Source organism: Stenotrophomonas pictorum JCM 9942 (assembly GCF_001431585.1).
Lineage (GTDB): Bacteria > Pseudomonadota > Gammaproteobacteria > Xanthomonadales > Xanthomonadaceae > Stenotrophomonas > Stenotrophomonas pictorum.
The window spans coordinates 81,568-102,312 of sequence record NZ_LLXS01000007.1; the positions used below are offsets into that span (position 1 = coordinate 81,568).

Genomic DNA, 20,745 nt, shown 5'->3' on the forward strand with positions numbered 1-20,745 from the left:
TCCCCACCTCAAGTCACGGCCCCGGGCCGGGGGCGGGAGCAGCGCCTGCCGCCGCTACGGCGAACGCGCCGGGGACCGGTTGGCCACGACTGCCGGCCTGGGCCGACCCAGCGGTTTCAGGAAGCGGCGGCCTTGTTCGGGTCGCGCGGCTGCAACCAGCGCGCGGCATGGATGCCGAGCTCGTACAGGATGCACATCGGAATGGCCAGCATCAGCTGCGAGACCACATCCGGCGGCGTCAGGATCGCGGCCAGCACGAAGATGCCGACGATCGCGTAGCCGCGCCCTTCGCGCAGCTGCTGCGGCGTCACCCAGCCCAGCAGCACCAGGATGACCATCGCCACCGGCAGTTCGAAACTGGCGCCGAAGGCGAAGAAGATGGCTAGCACAAAATCCAGATAGGCGTTGGCATCAGGGGTGATGGCGATCACTTCCGGGCGGAAAGTGGTCAGAAAATGGAACACCGTCGGCAATACCAGAAAGTAGGCGAACGCACAGCCGAGGTAGAACAGCGCCACCGCCGAGCCCAGCAACGGCACGGCCAGCCGCTTCTCGCGCGCATACAGGCCCGGCGCCACGAACGCCCAGGCCTGGTACAGCAGCCACGGCACCGCCACGAACAACGCGGTGAAGAAGGTCAGCTTCAGCGGCGCGAAGAACGCGCCGGCCGGATTGGTGGCGATCATCGACTGCCCGGCCGGCAGCTGGGAGACCAGCGGTGTGGCCAGGTGGGTGTAGAGCGTGCGCGAAAACGGCAGCAGCGCCAGCAGCACCACGCCCAGCCCCATCAGCCCGCGCACCAGCCGCGCGCGCAGCTCGACCAGATGCTCGATCAGCGTGCTGTCGTTGAAATCCGGGTCGCTCACGGCTTCGGCTCCGCTGCATGGGCATCGGCCGGGGCCTGTGGGCTGTCAGAGGGAATCGCGTGATTGCCGGCAGGCGAGGGCCCCCCGGCCACCGGGTCCGCCGTGAGGGGGCGCGGCTCGATGACCCGTTCGCTCGCCGGGGCGGACTGCTCCACTTCCTGCCTGAAGCCATCCACCTCGCCGCGCACCTGTCCGGCCTGATCGCGCAGCCCGGCCTCGGTCTGCTGCATCGAGTGGCGCACGGCCTGCAGGTTGCGCTTGAGCTCCTCGGCGTGCAGTTCGCGTTCGAGTTCCTGCTTGACCGAATCCCACTGGTTGCGGGCACGCCGCACCCACAACCCGGCAAAGCGGGCCGCCTTGGGCAGCCGTTCCGGCCCCAGCACCACCAGGGCCACCACCGCGATCAACAGCAGTTCACTGAAGCCGATATCGAACACGCCCGGAACCCCGGATCAACGCGCGTCGCGGTCGTGCTCGGCCTGCTTGTCGCCGCTCTTCTGCGCATCGCGCGACTGGTCGCCCAGCTGCGCGGCCGGCTTGTCCTCGTCACGCATGCCTTTCTTGAACTCCTTGACGGCACTGCCCAGATCCTTGGCGCCGCTGGTCAGACGCTTGGTGCCGAACACCAGCAGGACGATGACCAGCACGACCAACCAGTGCCAGATGCTGAAACTGCCCATGATCCGCTCGCGTTATCTGTGTGGAGGAGGTCGAGCATAGCGCACCGTGCCTGCTCGATCGCTATGCCGAAGGTCAGTGGCCGCCGTCCAGCGATTCGGTGCGGATTTCACCTTCCGACACCGGCTGGAAGCCCTGCTGCGGCGCGTGCTCGGCCGTGGCCGGCTGCAGCGGTGCGGTGGTGGCGGTATCGGTGCCGCCGCTGACCACCGGCGCCTGCACGCTGACCGGCGCGCTGCGCGCGGCCGAAGCGGTCACCGGTGCCGGCGCGCCCTGGGTACCGCGCTTTTCACGCGCGGCGTAGGTCGATTCCTCCAGACGGTCGCGGAAGGACACCACATCACTGGACGGCGCCTCGTTCAGACGGCCTTCCAGGATCATCCGTGGCGTGGTGTTCGGGCCGTAAGCGTCGAGGTTGGCGGCATCGTCGATCTGCAGCACCGCGCCATCGAGCGCGACCCCGGCGAACAGGCCGCGCGCGCGCGACCACGACCAGATTTCGGCCTTGAGCTGGCCGTCGGTGGCGGCGGCGGCACTGCGCCCGACCGGACCGGCGGCCACACCGGCGTCGGCACCGAGGGTGAACTTGCCGTTGACGATGTTGTCCAGGCTGCGGTCGTTGCGGAACACCAGAATCACATCGGAGGACTGCACGCCGGCCTGGAAGCCGATGCTGCCGCCGGTGAGCTTGATGAACACCGGGTTGGACCAGCTGCCATCGGCCATCTTCACCGACATCAGACCGTGGCCACGACGGCCGCCGAGCACCAGCCCGGCCTTGATCGTGTCGGGAATGACGATGACCGCGCGGCCCTCGTCCAGCAGTTTGTCGGGAATGGCCTGCTCGGGAATGTTCTGGATCTCGCTCAGCACGCGTACCGCATTGCGGGCGCGCTGATCCTCCTGCGGGCCGGCAACGGCGTTGGCGGACAGCAGGCTGGCAGACAGCAGCAGGGCAAGGCACGGCAGGCGGCGCATGGTTAACTCCGTAGGTCGGTGCACAGGAAGATAAAGCAAGTGCCTGAAAATAGGAGCGCCGCTCTGAATACGCAGTGAGCGGAGATATCCGGCGCCGCGTCCGCGTTGCCATCTCCGCATCGCCGGCAGCGGCGGGACCTGCGAGAATGTACGCATGTCCGACGCACCCATCACCGCGCTGCTCGCGGTCAATCTAGGTACGCCCGAGACGCCCACCGCTCCTGCGGTGCGTCGCTATCTGGCCGAATTCCTCAGCGATCCCCGTGTGGTGTCGATCCCGGCACTGCTGTGGAAACCACTGTTGTACGGGGTGATCCTGCCGCTGCGCAGCAGTCGCTCGGCCGCCAAGTACGCGCAGGTGTGGCTGCCGGAAGGCTCGCCGCTGGCGGTCTACACGCAGCGGCTGACCGCGCGCCTGCAGCAGGAACTGCCGCACTGGCGCGTGCGTTACGCGATGCGCTACGGGCAACCGGCGCTGGACAACGCGCTCGATGCGCTGGTGGCCGAAGGCATCCGCCGCATCGTGGTGCTGCCGCTGTATCCGCAGTACTCCACCACCACCACCGCCTCCATTGAAGACAGGCTGGCGCGCTGGCAGGCCCGCAATCCATCCATCACGCTGCAGACCATCCGCGACTACGCCACCGATCCGGCCTGGGTGGCGACGGTGGCGGGCTCCATCCGTGATTACTGGCAGCAGCACGGCCGCGCCGAGAAGCTGGTGTTCTCTTTCCATGGCATTCCGCAGCGGGTGGCCAACAATGGCGACCCCTATCCGCAGCAGTGCCAGGCCAGCGCGCATGCCATTGCCGCGGCGCTGGAACTGCAGCCACACGAATGGGCCATGGGTTATCAGTCGCGCTTCGGCCGCGAGCAATGGCTGCAGCCCTATGCCGAGCCGATGCTGTGGGAGCTGGCCGCCGCGGGCGTCCGGCATATCGATGTGGCCTGCCCCGGCTTTGCCACCGATTGCCTGGAAACTCTGGAAGAAGTGGCGATGGGGTTCACCGAGACCCTGGCCGAACGTGGCGCGCAGATGCGCTACATCCCCTGCCTGAATGATGCGCCGGCGCACGCCCGTGCTCTGGCCCGCCTGGCCGCAGCGCAACCGGGATGACTGTGCAGCCGCTGGAGTTGATCGCCGATGGCCTACCGGTCGCGGCGCTGCGCAGCGGCACGCCCGGTGGGCTGAAGGTGCTGGCCCTGCACGGCTGGCTGGACAACGCGGCCAGCTTCCTGCCGCTGGCCGCGCAGCTGCCGACACTGGATCTGGTGATGGTGGATCTGCCCGGTCACGGGCTGAGCGATCACCTGCCGCCGACCACCCCCTACACCACGCCCTACGCGATCGTGCAGACGCTGGCCATCGCCGATGCGCTGGGCTGGGACCGCTTCGTGCTGCTGGGCCATTCGATGGGCGCGGCGATCGCCAGCCTGGTCGCGGCGGTGGCGCCGCAGCGGGTGCAGGCGCTGGTCTCGATCGAGGCCCTGGGCGGGCTGAGCGCGCCGGCCGATGAGACGGTGCAGCGACTGCGCACCCATGTCGAGGCCCTGCGCAAACTCGACGGCCGGCCGTTGCGGGTGTTTCCCGACCTGGCCGCCCCGGTGCGGGCACGGATGATGGTCAACCAGCTCAGCGAAGCGTCGGCGCGGTTGCTGGTCGAACGCGGCGTCAAACCGGTCGAGGGCGGCTGGAGCTGGCGCAGCGATCCGCGGCTGATGCTGCCCACCGCGGTGCGCATGAGCGAGGAACAGATCCGCGACGTGGTCGGCGCCATCGCCTGTCCGGTGCAGGTGATCTACGCCACCCCGGCGCAGGACTACTTCCCCGAGCCCGAACGCAGCCAGCGCGCGGCGCTGCTGGCCGATGGGCGGCTGGCAACTCTGCCCGGCCACCACCACGTGCACATGGATCAGCCCGCCGCGGTGGCGGCGATCCTCGCCTCGTTCATCGCCGCGCTGCCCGACGGCAGCTGAACAAAGCCGCGTCATCCGCCGCACGCAGAGGTCAAGTGGCGGCGATTGCGGCCGATATCCGGATAACGCCGTATACCGAGATGATGTTCCGCGCAGGCCCGCAAGCGACCTGCCCAGTTCCTGCCCCATGCGCGCCCCCCTTACCCGCCGGACCGGTGTCCTCACCGGTGTGATCCTGCTCGCCTGCTGGCTGGGCTGGACCGCCACCAGTTTCGCCGCCCTGGGCACGCGTCCGGTCGGCGACGCAGCGGCGGTCGCACAGCTGCTGGCACGGCTGGAAGGCAGCGGCCTGCGGCTGCCGCCGGGACAGCCGCTGGCGCTGCGGTTGCCCTCGTCCGGTTGCACCTGCCTCGACGGCGACGCCACATGGCGGCAGACGGTGCTGGCCATCGAAGCCCAGGGCGGCCGCGCCATCACGCTGCCGGCAGCGTTTGTCGATGGCCACGGCTACGCGCTGCTGGTGCTCGATCAGCGCGGCCAGCCGGTCTACGCCGGTCCCCTGGCCTTGCCCGCGCTGTACTGCGGACAGGGTCGCGCCGCACTGGCCGACTGGCTGCCGGACCTGCTCTCGGCGCACACGCCGCCCCTGATTCTTCCTCCCCGCTGTTCCTGCTGAACCGGAGTTCCCCGATGCCCGCCCGTCCCCACACCAGCGCCCCCGCGCGCGATGCCTATTACCAGCAGTTGGCCTGTGCGGCCGACCGCCTGTTTCTGCTGCTCGGCCTGATCCTGGGCGCGGCCTCGCTGGGCATCGCCGCGTGGAACGGCAGCTGGCTGCCGTTTGCCGCGATCAGCGCGCCGTCGCTGGTGCTGATGGCCGTGCAGCTGCGCCTGGCACCGGGCAGCCTGCTCAGCCGCGTCACCGTGGCGCTGGTGCTGATGGCACTGGTCGCCGCGACCATCCAGCAGACCCAGGGCCTGGTGGAAATGCACTTCGGCGTGTTCGTGGTGATCGCGCTGCTGCTGTTCTACCGCGACTGGATACCCGTGGCCGTGGCCGCCGCCGCCATCGCCGTGCATCACCTGGGGTTCTACTGGATGCAGACCCGCGGACTGCCGGTACGCGCCTTCACTCCGGGCAGCGGCACCGGCATCGTGCTGCTGCATGCGCTGTATGTGGTGGTGGAAGCCGGTTTTGTCTGTGTGATGGCGATACAGCTGCGACGCCAGGTCCTGACCCTGGGTGCGTCGCCCGAACAGCTGCGGGCGGTGGTCGACGCGCTGGCTGCCGGCGACACAAGCAGTTCGGCGACGGCCGCGATCCAGGCCGCCCCCGGTACGCTGGCCGACGGCGTGCTGCGCATGGACACGCAGCTGCGCGCGCAGCGGGCGCAGGAGCAGGCGCTGAACCACGAGAACGCACAGATCCGCGCATCACTGGACGCCTCGCGTACCGGCATGATGATCGCCGATGACGATCACATCATCCGCTACGTCAACCGCTCGGTGGTGGCGCTGTTGCGCAACCAGCAGGAAACGCTGCGCAAGGCGTTCCCCGGCTTCGACGTCGACAACCTGGTCGGCAGCAGCATCCACCGCTTCCACGCCAACCCCGGGCGCATCCGCGCGATGCTCGATGCGATGCAGCAGCCGCATTACGGCCGCATCCAGATCGGAGGCGTGCATTTCAGCCAGGCGGTGACGCCGGTGCTGGATGCTGCCGGTACCCGCATCGGCTTTGCGGTGGAGTGGCACGACCGCACCCAGGAAATCGAACTGGAAGACAGTGTCGCCACGCTGGTCGGCGCCGCCGCGCAGGGCGATCTGGGCCGGCGCCTGCAGCCGGTGGCGGAGCCCGGTTTCATCCGCACCCTGACCACGGGTATCAACCAGCTGCTCGACACGCTGGCCGGCGCCACCGGCGAGATCCGGCAGATGCTGTCGGCGCTGGCGCAAGTCAACTTGGACCACCGCATCGAACGCGACTACGCCGGCGACTTCGAGGCGATGAAGCGCGATGCCAACCTCACCGCGCAGCGCCTGGCCGACATCGTCGATCGCATCAAACAGTGCTCGGGGGCGATCAATACCGCCGCGCGCGAGATCGCCGTCGGCAATACCGACCTGTCCGGGCGCACCGAGCAGCAGGCCGCCAACCTGGAGGAAACCGCCGCCTCGATGGAGGAGCTGACGTCCACCGTGCGCGCCAATGCCGACTCGGCGCGGCACGCCAACCAGCTGGCGATCGGCGCGGCCGATGTCGCCGCCCGTGGCGGCCAGGTGGTCGGCCAGGTGGTGAACACCATGCAGGCCATCGAACAGTCGTCCCACCGCATCGCCGAGATCATTTCGGTGATCGACGGTATCGCCTTCCAGACCAACATCCTGGCGTTGAACGCGGCGGTGGAAGCGGCGCGCGCCGGCGAGCAGGGCCGCGGCTTTGCGGTGGTGGCCTCGGAGGTGCGCACGCTGGCGCAACGTTCGGCCACGGCCGCGCGCGAGATCAAGTCGCTGATCGATGATTCGATGACCAAGGTCGACGATGGCGCCGCGCTGGTCGCCCAGGCCGGCAGCACCATGGCCGAGATCGTCGGCTCGGTGCAGCAGGTCACCGACATCATGGCGCGCATTTCCGCCGCCTCGCAGGAGCAGTCCACCGGTATCGAGCAGGTCAACCACACGGTGATACAGATGGATGAAACCACCCAGCAGAACGCCGCGCTGGTGGAGGAAGCCACCGCCGCGGCGCGCACGCTGGAACAGCAGGCCGATGCGCTGGCCGACGCGGTGTCGGTGTTCCGCTACGGCGGCACCGCCGATGACCACCCCAGCAGCGCGCGTCGGGTGGCTTCGTACTGATCCAGCGCGAGGCGATTCCGCCGGCCGGCTGCGCTCAGCCGCGTGTACCAACAAGGCCCGCCGTGCGGGCCTTGTTTATGCCTCATCCCTTGCCATCTGCCAGCATCGCCCACGCGGGCCGGGCACGGTGGCCAGTGCCAGCAACGCCGCGCCGGCAACCGGCGCGGCGTTGCACATGCCGCCTTGCGGATCAGGGCGTGGCCGGTGCCAGCAGCTCGACTTCGGCCAGGCGCAGCGAGTCGCGCGAGGCCAGGCGCAAGCGGTATTCGGCATGCTTGCCCGGCTGCGCGATGCGGAACGGCCGGGTCTGCCGTGCCCAGGCGAAGGCTTCGTCGCTGCGCTGGTCGATCACCTGCCACTGGCCGCCGGCACTGCGTGCCTCCAGCGTCCAGCTGGCGCTACGGATCGGATCACCGCCGCTGGTCAGCGTGTACATCGCCGCCGCACCCGGGGCCGCGCCAGTGAAGGTGACCGTGGCATTGCCACGTAGCGGGCTGTCGGTGGCCGCATCGTCATCCAGCAGCGCCGGTGCCGGGTCGCCCTCCCCCACGGTGGCCTTCGCCCCTTGCAGCAGATCGCGCTGCGGCGTCGGCTGCTGGCCCGGTGCCGTCAGCGAACGCGGCAGCGCATCGGCGCCGGTACCCCAGCGTGAGGGCTGCGGCCCCATCTCGAACTCCAGCACCGCTCCCCCGGCCAGCAGCGCGTGCGGCACCCAGACCTTGTTCCACGGCTTGCCGTTGATCTTCAGCGACTGCACGTAGACGTTCTGCGGCGAGTTGGCCGGTGCCTTGATCACCAGCTGCTTGCCGTTCTGCAGGCGCACGCTGGCCTCGCGGAACAGCGGCGAACCGATCACGTACTCCGGCGCGCCCATGCGCAGCGGATACAGGCCCAGCGAGGCGAACAGGTACCACGCCGACATCTCGCCGTTGTCCTCGTCGCCCGGGTAGCCCTGGCCGATCTCGCTGCCCAGATACAGCCGCGACAGGATCTCGCGGGTCAGTTTCTGCGTCTTCCACGGCTGCCCGGCATACAGGTACATCCACGGGATGTGGTGCGCCGGCTGGTTGCTGTGCGCGTACATGCCCAGGCGCACGTCACGCGCCTCGGTCATCTCGTGGATCACGAAACCGTAGGAACCGGACAGCGCGCGGCTGGCGGTTTCCGGCGTGCTGAAGAACTGGTCCAGCTTGGCGGCCAGCTGCGCGCGGCCACCGTACAGCGCGGCCAGGCCCTCGCCGTCGTGCGCGGCGGTGAAGGCGAACGTCCAGCCGTTGGCTTCGGTGTAGTCATAGCCCCACTGCGCCGGGTTGTAGTCCTTGCCCTCCACGCGCCAGCGGCCTTGCGCGTCGCGGCCGATGAAGAAGCCGGCGTCACGGTTGAATAGGTTGGCGTAGTCGGCGGCGCGATGGCGCAGGTACTGCGCTTCGGTGGCGTAACGCTCACGCGCGGCCGGCGTGCCGGCCCGCTCGGACAGGCCCTGGGCCAGGTTGGCCAGGCCGAAATCGTTCAATGCGCCGTCCATCGTCCACGACAGGCCTTCGTGGATACCGGCCTCGACATAGCCCTGGAAAGTGGAGCGGGCCATGCCCTTGCGGCCGACATGGCGGTCCGGCGGCACCACGGTGGCGTTCTTCAGGCCGGCCTCGTAGGCCTCGGCCGGGTCGAAGCCGCCGATGCCCTTGAGCCAGGCGTCGGCGAAGGCCACATCCGAGCTGGTGCCGACCATCAGGTCGGCATAGCCGGGCGAAGACCAGCGCGCGATCCAGCCGCCGGCGCGGTACTGCTCGATGAACCCCTGCACCATCTGCCCGGCATCGTCGGCACTGAACAGCGCATAGGCCGGCCAGGTGGTGCGGAACGTGTCCCAGAAGCCGTTGTTGACGTACATCCTGCCGTCACGCACGCCGACATAGCTGCGCACCGCGCTGCCGTCGGTGTTCTGGTCCGAGCCGCTGGCCTGGTTGGCGTAGCGCCAGTCCGGCGCGGCCTTGCTGCCGACGTTCTCATGGCCCGAATTCGGGTACAGGTACAGGCGGTACAGGTTCGAGTACAGCGTGGTCTTCTGGTCGTCGCTGGCATCGCCGATGTCGAATGCGCCCAGGCGCTGGTCCCAAGCGTCCTGGGCGCGCGCGGCGACGCTGTCCAGATCGTCGGCGGCGCTGATTTCCAGCGCCAGGTTGTGCTTGGCCTGCTCCACCGAGATCAGCGAGGTGGCGATGCGCATCTGCACCCGCCGCGCACTGCCGGTGTTGAACTTGATGTAGCCGGTGGGCCGGCCGGTGTCGATGCGGCCGCTGGCCTGCCAGGGCGTATCGAAGGTGGCATAGACGTACATGCGCGAGGCGCCGTTGGACAGCCCGCTGCGCACGTCGGTGTAGCCGCTCAGCGTCTGTGTGGCCGCATCCAGGGTCAGGCCGCCACGCGCGTCGACATTGTCGAACAGCAGGTTGGCGTCACCATCCTGGGGGAAGTCGAAACGGAATACCGCGGCGTGGTCGGTCGGGGCGATGGCCGCGGCGATGCCGTTGTCGAAGTTCACCGCGTACCGGTACGGGCGCGCCTGCTCCTGGTCGTGCGAGAACGACAGCGCGCGCTTGCCGCGGTCGGCCTCGGGCACGCCACGGTCCAGCGAAGGCATCACCTGGAAGGTCTGCCGGTCGCCCATCCACGGGCTTGGCTGGTGGCTCAGCGCCAGCGCCTGCAGCTGCGGCCGGTTGTCGGCGTTGCTGCGCTCGTTCCAGTGGTAGAGCCAGCTGATCGAACCGGCATCGGTCACCGGCGTCCAGAAGTTGAAGCCGTGCGGCACCGCGGTGGCCGGGATGTTGTTGCCGCGCGAGAAGGTGCCGTTGGACTGGGTGCCACGGGTGGTCAACACCCAGTCCGACACGCGCTGCGGTACCTGCCGCGGTTGTGCGTCCAGGCGCACATCGTCGATCCAGCCGGAGACCGGCGTGCCGGCGGCACTGGCTACTTCCAGCTCGACCGCGACCACGCGGCGCCCACGCAGCGCGGCGATGTCACCCAGCCGCACCGACTTGCGCGTCCACTGCTGCGGATACAGCGTCTTGGAATCACCCTGCGCCCGCGCACCGAGCGCCATGCCATGCTGGTCGCGCGCCGGCGTGGCCGACAGCCGGCTGCCGTCATCGAGCAGCAGATCCAGCGACACGTAGGTCGAGGCCACGGTGTCGCCGGCGACGATCTCCGGCAGCACCAGCCACGACAGCGTGGTATCGGCCTCGACCAGCACGTCGGCCTCGAGCAGCCGCTGCCGCGCCTGGCCGCCACTGCTGGCGTAGTGCAGCGCCTGCAGGCCGCTGTAGCCGGCCTTGGCCTTGGCCGCGTACGGCGCCTGCGGACCGCTGCCGACCTGCAGCGAAAGCGCCGTGTCAGCGGCGCTTGCCGGCGCCGGCTGGCCCGGCTCGAACGAGGTCCACAGCCCCGGCGTGGCGGCATGGCCCAGCAGCGGCAGCAACGCCAGCGCAAGCAGCAGCGGACGGGGGGAGGGCGTGACGCGCGGGATGGCAGGCAGGTTCAAGGACGTGTCTCTCGGAGCCAGGTTGAAATCAGGTGCCAGCCCGGCAGACGCGCCCCGGCGCACGCCGTTGGGCATGCGCCGGGGGTGCGAGGACACCGGCCCAGCAGTATTTGAATCGATTCAAATCGTGCCCGGATCGTGCCGTAAACGCCGGGTCCGGGCAACCGTTATCCGCGTGGAAAACTTGCTGCATTGCGCAATATCCGCCCGCATCGCCGCCGTTTGTACGGCGCCGCTCCGGACCACGGATCCGGCGCAGATGCCGCTGCGGCGAGAGGGACGCCGGCTGCGCAAGTGCCGCCCACACCCGGACAAAACGATGCGGCAACGCACCACAGATGAGGGCCGCCCGGTGCCAAATCGTGCGGTGGCGGGGTCAAAACGGTGGGGGATCGGCCCGTGCCCGGCGCTCCTCTCCGGGACCAGCACACACTGCTCAGCGGTCCGCTGGCGGGGTGATGCTCAGCAACATCCGCAAGGTCGCCTTCAGCCGCCGGCCCTCGGCGTGGAAGTAGTCGCGCTCCTGCCGCCAGTGCGGGAAGCGCGCCTCCACCTCGACCCAGAACGCCGGCGAGTGGTTGGCCTGCAACAGATGGCACAGTTCATGGACCAGCACGTACTCGAACGCCGAAGGACGGCCGAGGATCAGCGCCAGATCCAGCGCCATCGAGCCGTCCGGTGCCAGCGATCCCCACTGCGAGGACATCACCTTCAGCCGCAACCGCGACGGCGCCCGCGGCAGCCCGGGCAGATACGCCGGCAGCCAGCGGCCGACATCGGCCCGCATCTGCGCCTCGTAGAACTCGCGCAGCGCGCGCCGCAACGCCGGCTCACCGGCGCGCGCCGGCAGCTGGATGCAGGCCACCTCCGCGCCGAGCTCGACCCGCGCAAACCGCCCGACCTGCCACTGCACCGGCAGGTAGTCACCGCGCAGCGGCAACTGTCCGGGCTGGCGCAGGCGCAGGGTCGGCACCGGCAGTGCCTGGTCGCTGAAGCGGGCCAGCTGTTGCTGCAGCCACTGCCGGTTGGCGTGCAGGAACTGCTCGCCGGAGGCCAGGCTCGCGCGCAGCGGCAGGGTCAACCGCGCACCCCGCTCGTCGACGCTGAGCTTCAGACGCCGCGCCCGGGGATCACGCACACGCAGCACGTCGATTTCATCGCTTTCGCCCAGCCGCAGGCGCACGGTATCGCGCTGGATCACCGGTGCGGCGGGTGCGATCAGGCGGCGGAGCAGACGGGACATGGTCGCAGCTTAGTCCCCGCCGCGTTAGCAGCGCGGCAGGAACACGGTGGCGTCAGGCGTCGGCCTTGCTCAGCTTGAACGCCTGTTCCAGCAGCAGGAACAACCGGCGGATCTCGCCACTCTGCAAGGCGAAGCGCGCTTCCAGTTCGGCGCGGTGGCCGTCCTCATCGATATGCTCGAGCTGGTCCAGCGCGCCATCGAGGAACTTGAGCTTGCGCACGATCAGGTCATCGCCGAGCACGAAGGACAGGTTGTCCTCGAACACCAGGCCCAGCTTGGTGACCTGCTTGCCGGCATCCAGATGCTTGTCGATCTCGTCGCAGCGCAGTTCCTGGTGCTGGCACTTGACCACCGCGCCGCCCTCGGCCGGATCCTTCATCTCGCACTCTTCGCCCAGGCTCAGGCCCTCGGGCAGCGGTTCGCCGGCGATCCACGCGGTCAGGATCGAACGCGGCGCCACTTCGGCGTTGAGCGGCATCGCCGGGAAGCTGCCGAGCACCCCGCGCACATCGCTCATCACGTTCTCGGCGGTCTTCTGGCTGGAACCGTTGACCACCACATAGCCGTGGACCAGATCGAAGAACGCATCCACGCGGGAGGTCTTGACAAAGGCGCGCGGCAGCAGTTCGTGCAGCAGATCATCCTTCAGCCGCTTGCGCTCGCGCCCACCGGGCCTGCGGCCCTCCTTCTCCTCGATCTCCTCCAGCCGGCGCTCGAGCAGGTCGTTGACCACGGTACTGGGCAGGATCTTGTCCTCGCCGCCGATGGTCAGCCACAGCGCCTCGCCCAGACGGTGCGAGAACTGCTCCTTTTCCTCGCGGCCGAACGGCGAGATGAAGCCACGCGAGCTCATCTCCAGCGCGCCCACCGGTTTGAGCACGGCCGGCGGCAGCAGCGTATCGATCTCGGAAAAATCAACGGACGAGGGGAAGCGGAAGAACGTCAGGTTTTTGAAAAACATGGATTGCCTGTAAAGAGGAATTCAGAAAAAGACGCCAACGGCGTCCGCTTAGGCGTCGGCGGTCTCAGCACCCGCAGCGGTGATGCCGGCCAGCCACGCATGCGCGTCCGGCAACGGCGCCGCCGCGCGGCGGCCAAGCGCCATGAAATCGAACAAGGCCGGATCGGCCAGCTGCGAAGGCCGCACCGTCCCCAGCGCGCGCGATATCTGTTCCACGCGACCGGGGTGCTCCTTCTCCCATTGCTGCAGCATCAGTCCGACCTGCTTGCGCTGCAGGTTCTCCTGGCTGCCGCACAGGTTGCACGGAATGATCGGGAAGCGGCGCGCGGCGGCGTACTCGATGATGTCGGCCTCGCGGACATACGCCAGCGGGCGGATCACCACATGCTTACCGTCATCGCTGAGCAGCTTGGGCGGCATGCCCGACAGTTTGGCGTGCTGGAACAGGTTCATGAAGAACGTGGCCACCATGTCGTCGCGGTGGTGGCCCAGCGCGATCTTGGTGAACCCGTTCTGCTCGGCGTAGTTGTACAGCGCACCACGCCGCATCCGCGAACACAGCGAACACATCGTCTTGCCTTCCGGGATCACCCGGCTGACCACCGAATAGGTGTCCTGTTCGATGATGTGGTACGCCACGCCCAGCCCGGCCAGGTAGTCGGGCAGCACCTGCTCGGGAAAATCCGGCTGCTTCTGGTCCAGGTTCACCGCCACCAGCTCGAACGGCACCGGCGCCTTCTTCTGCAGCTGCAGCAGCACATCGAGCAGCGTGTAGCTGTCCTTGCCGCCGGACAGGCACACCATCACCTTGTCACCGGCCTCGATCATGCCGAAGTCGGCGATGGCCTGGCCCACCTGGCGGCGCAGGCGCTTGGCCAGCTTGTGGTGCTCGCGCTCGGCCACGCGCGGGTCGCGGGCGCGCGGCGCGGGATCGGGAAGGGGAATAACAGCAGTCATTGGCGCCATTCTACCGGCTTGGCGACGCCGCTCTCGCTGAACCCGGCAACCGGGTATGCTCGACAGCTGTGGACACCATGACCCTAGACCAGATCAGCCAGCGCATCGCCGAACTGCGGGCCGAGCACCGCAGTCTGGACGAGCGCATCGCGCGGCTGGCCGCCAACCCGGACGACGAGCTGGAAGCCAAGCGGCTGAAACGGCGCAAGCTGCAGCTCAAGGACTGCATCGGCAAACTGGAAGCGATGCTGATCCCGGACGAGCCGGCCTGAGCCCCTCCCGTATCGGATGACCGCCCCCGACGGCGGACAAGCGTGCGGCCAGTGCCTGCAACACCCCGGCACCGGCCCTGCGGAAGTCCGCCGCGCCGGCATCCGACCCCCTGCGCTGGCCGCATCGCTCAGCCCTGCGGCGCAGGCGCCTCGGGCTTCACCGCTTCGGGACTGACCCGCTCGATGGTGTGGCGCAGTTCGCGGCCAAGAATGAACTTGGCGTCCTTGGCCCAGGCGTCCAGGCGTTCGTCGAACAGCAGCTTGCTGTTCTCGTCCGGCCACACCAGCCGCAGCTGGCGCAGCTTCTGGATGAAGCTGCGGAACAGCGTGCGGTCGAAGAACTCCGGCGCGGCCGGCGCATAGAGCAGGCTCAGGCGCTGCGCGGCCTGCTGGCACAACCCTTCCAGCTCACCGGCACCGAGTGTGCCGGGGCCATTCTTCACCAGTACCGAGATGGCGATGTAGTAGCGCTCGAAGGCCTGTTGCAGCGAATGGCCGATCGCACGCAGGCGGAACACCTCGTCGGTCTGGCCGGTGCTGCGCGCGAGCATGCCGCCGTCGTCCTCGCCCACATGCTGGAGCAGGCCTTCGCGCACGAACACGTCGATGGTCTGGTCGATGCGCGCGGCGAACTCGTCCTCGCTCCATGGCAGGAACAGCTCCTGCTGCAGGAACGGGTACAGCCCGCGCCCCAGCCGCAGCAGGCCGCCGCGGCTCATGCGGCGGTTGTTCTGGAAGCAGCACGCCACCCACGACGACGCCGTGAACAGGTGCAGCACATTGTTGCGGAAGTAGCTCAGCAGCACCGCGGTGTCGCCACTGACGCTGAGCACGTCGCCCAGCGGGTGCTTGACGCGGGTGAGGACGTTGATCTCCTCGGCGTGGGCGATGATCCGCTCGGGCGAATGCGGGGTGACCGTGACCCGGTCCGAATACGGCATTTCCACCAGCAGCTTCTTGCACAGCTCGATCTGCGCGATCAGGTCGGCCTCGCCCATCGCGTGCTTGGGCGTGGACAGCAGCGCCAGCGCCAGCAGGTTGATCGGATTGACGTCGGCGGCGCCGTTGATGTGCACCTGGATCTGCGTGGCCAGCGTGTCCACGGTGCCGGCCAGCCAGCCCGGCTTTTCGTCCTCGGGAACCGGCTGCCCGTCCCACTCCGGCGCCATCCTGGCCAGCACGTCGTTGAGCGCGATCGGCTCGCCGAAATTCACCACCACCTGGCCGTAGTTCTGCTTGAGCACCTTGGGAATACCCCACAGCAGCGCCCAGATCGACTCCTTCTCCTTCGGCCGGCCGGACAGCTCGTCCAGATAGCTGTTGCCCTCCATCAGCTTCTCGTAGCCGATGTAGACCGGCTGGAACAGCACCGGCTTGCGCGGCTGGCGCAGGAACGCGCGCAGCGTCATCGAGATCATGCCGCCCTTGGGCTGCAGCAGACGTCCGGTCCGCGAGCGCCCGCCCTCGATGAAGTATTCGATCGAGTAGCCGCCGGACACCAGCTGCGCGACGTACTCGCTGAGCACCGCCGAATACAGCGCATTGCCCTTGATCGAGCGGCGGATGAAGAACGCGCCGCCCTTGCGCAGCAGGGTGCCGACCACCGGCAGGTTGAGGTTGATGCCGGCCACGATGTGCGGCGGCACGATGCCGCGGTCGTAGAGCAGGTAGCTCAGCAGCAGGTAGTCCATGTGGCTGCGGTGGCTGGGCACATAGATGACCTCATGCCCGGGCGCGGCTTCCTTGAACTTGTCCAGGTGATGCACCAGCACGCCGGCGTAGATGCGGTTCCAGACGTGGCTGAGCATGAAGCTCGCCGAGCGCACCACCGGGGTGGAGTAGTCGGCGGCGATTTCCCAGGCGTAGCCCTGCGCCTTCTTCCAGGCCTCGGTGGTCTTGGAGTTGTCGCGCTTGGCCTGCACCGCGATGGCTTCACGCACCGGATCGGACTCCAGCACCTTGTCCACCAGCAGGCGGCGGGTGGACAGATCCGGGCCGATGATCGATTCGCGGATCCGGCGGAAGTGGGTGCGCAGCACGCGCTGCAGCTTGCGTACGGTGCGCTCCGGCTCCAGGCCTTCATCCACGGTCTCGCGCAGCGATACCGGCGGAGCGAAGCGGACGATGGTGTCGCGACCGTTGAGCAGGATCGCCAGCAACCGGCGGAAGCGGCCCACCAGCGCCCAGTTTTCCGAGAACAGCACCGCGAACCAGCCGCTCTGCTTGTCCGGGGCGCGACCGACGAAGATCGATACCGGCACCAGGTGCACATCCAGCGCCGGATTGGCACGGTGCGCCTGCAGCAGCTTGGCCAGCGAGTCCGAATGGGTCTTGGCGCCGCGCTGTTCGGGAATCAGCGCGCTGTTGCTGGAGCGCCGCGACAGTGCCACGTAAGCGCGTTTGCGCCCGGTCAGGTCGCCGGCCAGCGGCACCAGCGGCGAGGGCAGTCCCGCGTCGCGGCAGGCCTTATCCAGGATCAGCGCGTTGGACAGGCCGTAGTTTTCCAGCACGTACACCACCGGCCGGCCGTCATCGTGGTCACCGGCCTGCTCCGGTTCGATCTTCAACCCCAGCCACGGCTCGATCAGCTTGCCCAGCAGGCGCGCCCACAACGGGCGGCGACCGGCGGCGCGGACATGCGGCGCACGCGCGGCGGTGCCGGCCGCGGAGGCGGCAGGAGAGGCGGACGGCGCATGGGCGGTGTCCGGCGGCAGCAGCTCGCCCTGGTCGGGCTGGGATTTCTGTTTCGACATCGGCGCCATTATGGCTTAGCCGCTGTACCAGCGTTATCGCCGCCGTCCTGCGCGGCGGTTTCCGGCACCGACGGCGCGGCGGCCGCGGCCTCTTGCACCCTGGCCTGCTCGGCGGCCTGGGCGGCGGCCAGCAGCGCGTCGACCTCGGCCAGCGTCTGCGCCGGGTACCAGTGGCCATCGCGCCGCACCAGCATCACCTGCAGATCCAGTTCCGTGCCCGCCAGCGGGTACTGCACGCGCACGGTGGCCTGCTCGCCCTGCTGCGTGACCAGACCGGTGCGCAGCTGGTCGATGCTGTCATCCAGCCGCAGTCCGTAGCTGGCCAGCACCTGCTTGAGCGCGGCCGCGAACGGCCCCAGCCGCTGCAGGCTGGCGGTCATACCGGCCTGCTGGAAGGCCTGTACGCTGTCCAGCCCGGTCGCGCGGGCGGCGGTCGTCAACGTGGTGATCGCGCTCTGCGCCAGCGTGGGATCGGACAGCGGCGCGGCCTGCGCCCAGCCACTGAGCGCGGCGACCAGCTGCACGTAATGGGCACGCTGGGCCGGGCTGTAGTCGCCCTGATGGGTGATGTACTGCACGCCGAACAGCTCCAGCGAGTGCGCGGCCTGACGCACGCTGGCGGCCTGCCCTTCCAGTTGCGCCTTGAATGCGCGCCGCAGCTGCTGCTCGGCATTCTTCTCGGAAAGCGCGGCCAGCAACGCCGGCAACTTTTCATCCAGCGGCAAGTCGCTCAACGGCCAGCGGCTGTGGCCCTGCGCCCAGGCCGTTTCCAGCGCGACGTACTGCGCCGGCGGTACCGCCGCGCGCGCGTAGCCGGCCAGATCGTTGTTGCGCAGATGCATGGCCAGCTGGCGCACGGCAGCGGCCGGCTCGGTGGCCGCGCCGGGCAGTTCCTGCGGCGTGCGACCGCACGCAGCCAGCAACAGCAGCGCGGTCAGCGACACGGACATGAGGTACGGGCGGCTGCGTGATGAAGAGCGTGGCATGGCGTTGTCGGTCCTCCCCCGGGGGCGGTGGCATCTTGAGGCCTGCCCGGTGAGCCCAGCAAGCACAGCCATCACGTGCGGGCGCCGGCGCTCCTTCCCCCGTCCCGCCGCGCCCGCCTCATGGCGCAAGCGCAAACCGGCCGGCGGAGACCGGGGGCTTACGTCCCGGCGCCCGTCCAGCGGGTGAACAGGCAAAAAAAAGAGGCCGCACCGGTACCCGGCAGCGAACCTCCTCAAGCCGGCGCGAGCCGGTGGACAGTTTTGACGCATGGCCGGCAACACCGGACGGGACGTAGCCTACGCGCCCGATTAAGTTAATGCAACACTTCATGAATCACAATTCAAGTAATTGATTTACTTGAATGATTCTGCGATTTCCGCCTGGATGAGCTGCGCCGCGACGTACGGATCGGCCGCCAGCCGGATCGGCCGCCCGACCACAATCGCATCGGCGCCGTCGGCAAAGGCCCGGGCCACGCCCACGGTGCGCTGCTGGTCATCCCCGACCGGGCCGCCGGGACGGATGCCCGGGCAGACGATGGAGAAACCGGCACCGGTGGCGGCGCGGATCGGCGCGGCCTCCTGGCCGGAGGCGATGACCCCGTCAATGCCGGCCCGCTGCGCGGCCAGCGCGCGTTCGACCACCACGTCCACCGGCTCGCGGTCGATGCCCATCTGCGCCAGATCCGGCCGCCCCATCGAGGTCAGCACGGTCACCGCCAGCAGCCGCATGTCCGAGGTGTTGGCCGCGGCGGCGGCCTCCATCATCGCCGGATGCCAGCCGTGGATGGTGCAGTAACTCACCGGCCATTGCGACAAACGACCGATAACACCGGCGATCGTGGCCGGAATATCGAAGAATTTCAGATCGACGAACACACGCTTGTCGCGTTTGGCCAGTGCCTCGAGCACATCGAAATATTCGCCCGAGGCGAGCAGCTCCATGCCGATCTTGTAGAACGACACGGCATCGCCCAGGCGCTCCACCCACTCGATGGCCTGCGCCTTGCCCGGCACATCCAGGGCGAAGATCAGGCGTTCATCGGTGCGCAACGGCAGCGGCGCGCGACTCATCGGGCCAGCTCCAGCGCCTCGCGCTTGGCGCCGTTGCGCAGGTCCGCCGGCAGCGACCAGGCATTGTTGAACGAGGCGCCCTCCCAGCCACCGTAGGTGGGGTTGGGCAGGATCCACCAGCGCGAGCCGATCCAGTCCTGGTGCTTGTCCAGCAGCGCATCGCGGTTGGCCAGGGTGTTGTCCTCGATCTGCAGGAAATCGGTGAACTGGTCACCGACCTGCATCAGCACGCGGTACTGCCGTGCGGCCAGCTGGCGGCGGCAGCCCTTCTCGCTGCCGACCTCGGTGCAGCCCGGCACCGGCGTGCCCAGGCCCAGATAGACGCTGTCATCGGCCACCGGGAAGCCGACCTTGCGCAGGTTGGCCACGGTGGCGTCCTTCATCGCCGCGGTGCGGTTGCTGATGTAGATCATGGTCACGCCCTTGGCCGCGGCCAGCTGGGCGAAGGCCACCGCGCCCGGTACCGCCTGCGCCTGCTGCTCGTCCACCCAGGCCGCCCAGGTGGCGTCGTTGTAGCTGGTGCCGTCGCGCACCAGGCGGGCCTGGTAGGGCGAGTTGTCCAGCACGGTCTCGTCCACATCCACCACCACCGCCGGCTTGAGCGTGGCCGACTGGTGGTTGCCACCCTCGTCCGGCAACAGTGCGGTCCAGTCCGGATCGGCCAGGGCGCGGTCCAGGTGCTCACCGGCCGATTTCCAGGTCTGCAACGCACTGGCGCGGTATTCCTGCGAGCGCTGCACCCACAGCACCGCGTTGAGGTTGTCGTGGGCGCCGTGGGCGGCCATGGCAACCGGCGCCGGCTCGCGGTGCAGACGGTCGGCGGTGGTGCAGGCGGCCAGCGACAGCATGGCGCCGGCCAGCAGGGTGAAGGCGGGGATACGGGACATGGGACTACCGGACTGTTCGAAAACCCGCGCAGTTTACCGGCTCCCCGCCTTGCCCGGGCCGGCGGCTCGGCTATCCTTGCGCCCCCGTGTGACCGGACCACCGATGATGACCGACGCCAAGCAGCCCGCCGACCTGCCCGTACTCGATGCCGCCCAGGCCCGCGTACTGGGCTGCCTGATCGAAAAAGAGGCCACCACGCCGGATACCTACCCGCTGACGGTCAACGCCGCGCAGGTCGCGGCCAACCAGAAGACCGCGCGCGAGCCGGTGATGAACCTTGCCGCCGGCAACGTGCAGCACGCGCTGCGCCAGCTGGAGGGTATGGGGCTGGCGCGCCAGCACTTCTCCTCGCGTGCCGAGCGCTATGAGCACCTGCTGGGGACCAAACTGGACCTGCCGCGGCAGCAGGTCGCGCTGCTGGGGCTGTTGCTGCTGCGCGGCCCCCAGACCGTGGGCGAGCTGGCCGCACGCAGCGAGCGCATGGCCCGCTTCGCCGACGCCAATGATCTGCGCCATCAGCTCGAGCGCCTGCAGCAGCGCGGGCTGGTGATCCTGCTGCCGCGCGCGTCGGGGCAACGCGAGGACCGTTTCATGCACCTGCTGTGTGGCCCGGTGGATGGGGAGGCCCTGGCCGCGCAGTACCGCGCCCCCGCCGGCGCGGCGTCAGCGGCCGACAACAGCGCGCTGGAAGAGCGCGTGCTGCAGCTGGAGGCGGCGGTGGCCCTCTTGCAGGAACAGCTGGCCCGGCTGCAGCAGCAACCGGGCGGCTGAC

Annotated in this window: 18 protein-coding genes; 6 read left to right on the forward strand and 12 right to left on the reverse strand. The window is 68.8% G+C overall.

Going from position 1 to position 20,745, the window contains the following annotated elements; all coding sequences use genetic code 11:
* Positions 1 to 116: 116 nt before the first annotated feature.
* The 4 genes from tatC to ARC78_RS02890 all read right to left on the reverse strand — a co-directional run bounded on the left by tatC (position 117) and on the right by ARC78_RS02890 (position 2,522).
* The gene (gene tatC, locus ARC78_RS02875) at positions 117 to 866 is read right to left on the reverse strand and encodes a twin-arginine translocase subunit TatC (RefSeq protein ID WP_057505690.1); all 750 of its coding nucleotides are present in this window, start codon (positions 864 to 866) and stop codon (positions 117 to 119) included.
* A complete protein-coding gene (gene tatB, locus ARC78_RS02880) occupies positions 863 to 1,303 on the reverse strand; it encodes a Sec-independent protein translocase protein TatB (RefSeq protein ID WP_054660716.1) in 441 nt (146 codons plus the stop codon). Before tatB ends, tatC begins: the two co-directional genes overlap by 4 nt.
* A gap of 15 nt (positions 1,304 to 1,318) precedes the next feature.
* Complete coding sequence (tatA, locus tag ARC78_RS02885; protein ID WP_054660714.1) at positions 1,319 to 1,546, reverse strand: Sec-independent protein translocase subunit TatA; 228 nt, start codon at positions 1,544 to 1,546, stop codon at positions 1,319 to 1,321.
* Between the two features lie 73 nt (positions 1,547 to 1,619).
* The gene (locus tag ARC78_RS02890) at positions 1,620 to 2,522 is read right to left on the reverse strand and encodes a lipid-binding SYLF domain-containing protein (protein WP_057505691.1); all 903 of its coding nucleotides are present in this window, start codon (positions 2,520 to 2,522) and stop codon (positions 1,620 to 1,622) included.
* 154 nt (positions 2,523 to 2,676) lie between these two features.
* On the opposite strand from ARC78_RS02890, the gene hemH reads away from it, so the two are divergent.
* The 4 genes from hemH to ARC78_RS02910 all read left to right on the forward strand — a co-directional run bounded on the left by hemH (position 2,677) and on the right by ARC78_RS02910 (position 7,298).
* Entirely contained in the window at positions 2,677 to 3,639 is a 963-nt protein-coding gene (hemH, locus tag ARC78_RS02895; protein WP_054660528.1) for a ferrochelatase, read from the forward strand.
* Positions 3,636 to 4,499, forward strand: coding sequence for an alpha/beta fold hydrolase (locus ARC78_RS02900; RefSeq protein ID WP_057505692.1), 864 nt, complete (start codon positions 3,636 to 3,638; stop codon positions 4,497 to 4,499). The genes hemH and ARC78_RS02900 overlap by 4 nt, the downstream gene beginning before the upstream one ends.
* Positions 4,500 to 4,626: 127 nt before the next feature.
* Positions 4,627 to 5,115 (forward strand): hypothetical protein, encoded by a 489-nt coding sequence (locus tag ARC78_RS02905; protein ID WP_057505693.1) that lies wholly within the window; start codon positions 4,627 to 4,629, stop codon positions 5,113 to 5,115.
* 14 nt (positions 5,116 to 5,129) lie between these two features.
* The gene (locus tag ARC78_RS02910) at positions 5,130 to 7,298 is read left to right on the forward strand and encodes a methyl-accepting chemotaxis protein (protein WP_057505694.1); all 2,169 of its coding nucleotides are present in this window, start codon (positions 5,130 to 5,132) and stop codon (positions 7,296 to 7,298) included.
* A gap of 190 nt (positions 7,299 to 7,488) precedes the next feature.
* Here the strand turns inward: ARC78_RS02910 and ARC78_RS02915 are convergent, their stop codons facing one another.
* From ARC78_RS02915 to ttcA, 4 genes are all read right to left on the reverse strand, one after another.
* A complete protein-coding gene (locus ARC78_RS02915; RefSeq protein ID WP_425480549.1) occupies positions 7,489 to 10,839 on the reverse strand; it encodes a GH92 family glycosyl hydrolase in 3,351 nt (1,116 codons plus the stop codon).
* Positions 10,840 to 11,275: 436 nt separating this feature from the next.
* On the reverse strand, positions 11,276 to 12,082 hold the full coding sequence (locus ARC78_RS02920; protein WP_057505695.1) for a M48 family metallopeptidase: 807 nt from the start codon (positions 12,080 to 12,082) through the stop codon (positions 11,276 to 11,278).
* Positions 12,083 to 12,134: 52 nt separating this feature from the next.
* On the reverse strand, positions 12,135 to 13,043 hold the full coding sequence (locus ARC78_RS02925) for a recombination-associated protein RdgC (RefSeq protein ID WP_054659591.1): 909 nt from the start codon (positions 13,041 to 13,043) through the stop codon (positions 12,135 to 12,137).
* A 48-nt stretch (positions 13,044 to 13,091) separates the two neighbouring features.
* Positions 13,092 to 14,009, reverse strand: a complete 918-nt coding sequence (ttcA, locus tag ARC78_RS02930; protein ID WP_054659589.1) for a tRNA 2-thiocytidine(32) synthetase TtcA — start codon at positions 14,007 to 14,009, stop codon at positions 13,092 to 13,094.
* Between the two features lie 68 nt (positions 14,010 to 14,077).
* On the opposite strand from ttcA, the gene ARC78_RS02935 reads away from it, so the two are divergent.
* A complete protein-coding gene (locus ARC78_RS02935) occupies positions 14,078 to 14,272 on the forward strand; it encodes a YdcH family protein (RefSeq protein ID WP_089153165.1) in 195 nt (64 codons plus the stop codon).
* A 128-nt stretch (positions 14,273 to 14,400) separates the two neighbouring features.
* Here ARC78_RS02935 and plsB read toward each other — a convergent pair whose 3' ends face one another.
* The 4 genes from plsB to ARC78_RS02955 all read right to left on the reverse strand — a co-directional run bounded on the left by plsB (position 14,401) and on the right by ARC78_RS02955 (position 19,972).
* Entirely contained in the window at positions 14,401 to 17,025 is a 2,625-nt protein-coding gene (gene plsB / locus ARC78_RS02940; protein WP_199398888.1) for a glycerol-3-phosphate 1-O-acyltransferase PlsB, read from the reverse strand.
* A gap of 8 nt (positions 17,026 to 17,033) precedes the next feature.
* Positions 17,034 to 17,975 carry a hypothetical protein gene (locus ARC78_RS02945; RefSeq protein WP_199398889.1) on the reverse strand — a complete coding sequence of 314 codons (942 nt, stop codon included), beginning with the start codon at positions 17,973 to 17,975 and terminating at the stop codon, positions 17,034 to 17,036.
* A 390-nt stretch (positions 17,976 to 18,365) separates the two neighbouring features.
* Positions 18,366 to 19,085 carry an orotidine-5'-phosphate decarboxylase gene (gene pyrF / locus ARC78_RS02950; protein WP_057505698.1) on the reverse strand — a complete coding sequence of 240 codons (720 nt, stop codon included), beginning with the start codon at positions 19,083 to 19,085 and terminating at the stop codon, positions 18,366 to 18,368.
* Positions 19,082 to 19,972 carry a 5'-nucleotidase, lipoprotein e(P4) family gene (locus ARC78_RS02955; protein ID WP_054660618.1) on the reverse strand — a complete coding sequence of 297 codons (891 nt, stop codon included), beginning with the start codon at positions 19,970 to 19,972 and terminating at the stop codon, positions 19,082 to 19,084. The genes pyrF and ARC78_RS02955 overlap by 4 nt, the downstream gene beginning before the upstream one ends.
* Before the next feature lie 106 nt (positions 19,973 to 20,078).
* Between ARC78_RS02955 and ARC78_RS02960 the strand changes: the two genes are divergently transcribed.
* Positions 20,079 to 20,744: a YceH family protein gene (locus ARC78_RS02960; protein WP_057505732.1), complete on the forward strand. Its 666-nt coding sequence runs from the start codon at positions 20,079 to 20,081 to the stop codon at positions 20,742 to 20,744.
* Position 20,745: the final 1 nt, after the last annotated feature.